Annotated in this window: 1 protein-coding gene; it reads left to right on the forward strand. The window is 49.2% G+C overall.

Annotated features, from left to right (window positions below; genetic code table 11):
• Positions 1-180: 180 nt before the first annotated feature.
• On the forward strand, positions 181-2,040 hold a 1,860-nt coding region (locus PBA01S_RS22465), incomplete at its 3' end, for a GLUG motif-containing protein (protein ID WP_304363574.1).

Consider the following 2,040-nt stretch of genomic DNA (forward strand, 5'->3'; position numbering starts at 1 on the left):
CCGATTGGGAAGCGATCAGTTCCGACGAATCCGGGGAACAACAGCAGTGCGTGAACAAGGCCATGCTTGCGATGGAAAGAATTGATCTGGAAGCCTTGGAGAAGGCGAGGAGTGGACTTTATGACGGACAATGATGTGGAACTTGCGGTCTCCGCACATTAGAAAGGAAGTGAAAGGAAAATGAGACCGTTTAAATCATCCGTTCTGTTGGCGGCGTTAGTTCTTTTTTTCGGATGGACCTGGACACAACTGTTTGGGAATGTCGGCATATTGGTTCAGGCCGCCGATGACGGTGCATTCGCGCCGTTAAGCAGTGATTTTGCCGGCGGCTCAGGCACGGAAGAAGCCCCGTATATTATCGAAACCGCTGAACAGCTGAACAAAGTGAGAGATTATCTGGATGCCCATTTCAAATTGGGAGCCGATATTAATCTTTCAACTTACAGTTCCGGAGAAGGATGGTTGCCAATCGCAACGGAATACTCTTCTCCTTTTACCGGAACATTTGATGGCAACGGCTATCAAATTACAGGTTTAAAGATCAACCGTGAAGATGAGAACTACCAATCTTTGTTTGGAGTAACGTCAGAAACGGCTGTCATCCGGAATGTCCATCTCGAGGTCGTGGAGATCAAGGGGTATGATTACATCGGCGGGTTAGTAGGGTATAGCTACGGGATAATTGAAAACAGTACGGTAACGGGAACCCTTATTCGAGGAGAAATGAAGGTTGGCGGGTTAGCCGGTATTGTTAGAAATGACGTGATCGGGTCATCCGCCCATATCGAAGTTGTCGGAGAGCGTGAAGTCGGGGGTCTGGCAGGTCTATTTAGGGGTTCGACTGGTAAAAAGATTACGATTCGCGATTCATTTGCAACTGGTGACGTTGCGGGCATAAATAATCTTGTAGGTGGTTTAGTTGGCATAATTTCATCGGGAAATATAGGAAGTGTCAATGAAATCACGAATTCATATGCGACTGGGGAGGTTAATGGAGACCAGCTTGTAGGTGGATTTGTTGGTAAAGCTGAAGCCCTTCCATCTGGTGTGGTCAGAATTAAGAACTCCTATGCGACAGGGAATGTCAACGGTAAGCAATACGTGGGTGGTTTGATCGGATTTAATGTTACAAATGGTTACGATTCGCCAATAAGTTCAGTGATAGAAGTTGAGCATTGTTACGCGACAGGCAAGGTAACAGGTCATTCTGAGACTGGCGGGCTGGTCGGGGCGAATAATGAATATGAAGAAAGAGGAAATATCATTGAGGTCGCCGGCAGCTACTGGTTGACCGATAGCTATACGGATGGTGAACTCCCTGACAATGGAATCGGAATACCTGTGGAAGAGGCGGATCTCCGCGATCCGGAAACATTTAAGGATTGGGATCTCACAGAGGGCTGGTACCAGTACGACGGACATCGGCCATTTCTCCAATGGCAAAACCCGCTCATCTCCTGGGCTGCGTCCATTGCAAACGATCAGTTGAACCTTGACGACAAGACCCACATTACCGTGAATACGGAACATCAAAACGGGGATCGCTACAATGCGACAACAACCGCCAGGTATAGCGTTGATCCGGATGACCCCGAAATTGTGCGTGTTGATCCTAACGGGGAGGTCAGCACCGTCAAAGGCGGCAAAGCGACGATCACCGTCTCCTTATTCGACAAGTCCGAGACTCTCGACATCGTCGTGGACAGCGGAAATCCGGAACCGCCGACGATCACCCTTCATCCCGACGGCTGGACCAATGCTGCCAAAGTGGAAGTGGCGATCGACCACAGCGCCGCTAACCCAAGGCAGACAGATGTTCACACGATTCGTGTGAAAGTCGGTGACAAGGAGTGGGAGGATCGTGCATTTAACGGTACACCTATCCGCTTAGAGGTGACGGAAGAAGGGCAAACGAAGATCCAGGCGCAAGCGATGGATGACATCGGCAATAAGAGTACGATCGTTGAGCGGACCGTGAAGATCAGCAGAAGCGGCCTGAAGCTGGATGTGGATTTGTATTTTACCGATAATGACAGTAAT

The organism is Paenibacillus barengoltzii NBRC 101215 (assembly GCF_004000745.1).
In the GTDB taxonomy this organism is placed as follows: Bacteria; Bacillota; Bacilli; order Paenibacillales; family Paenibacillaceae; genus Fontibacillus; species Fontibacillus barengoltzii.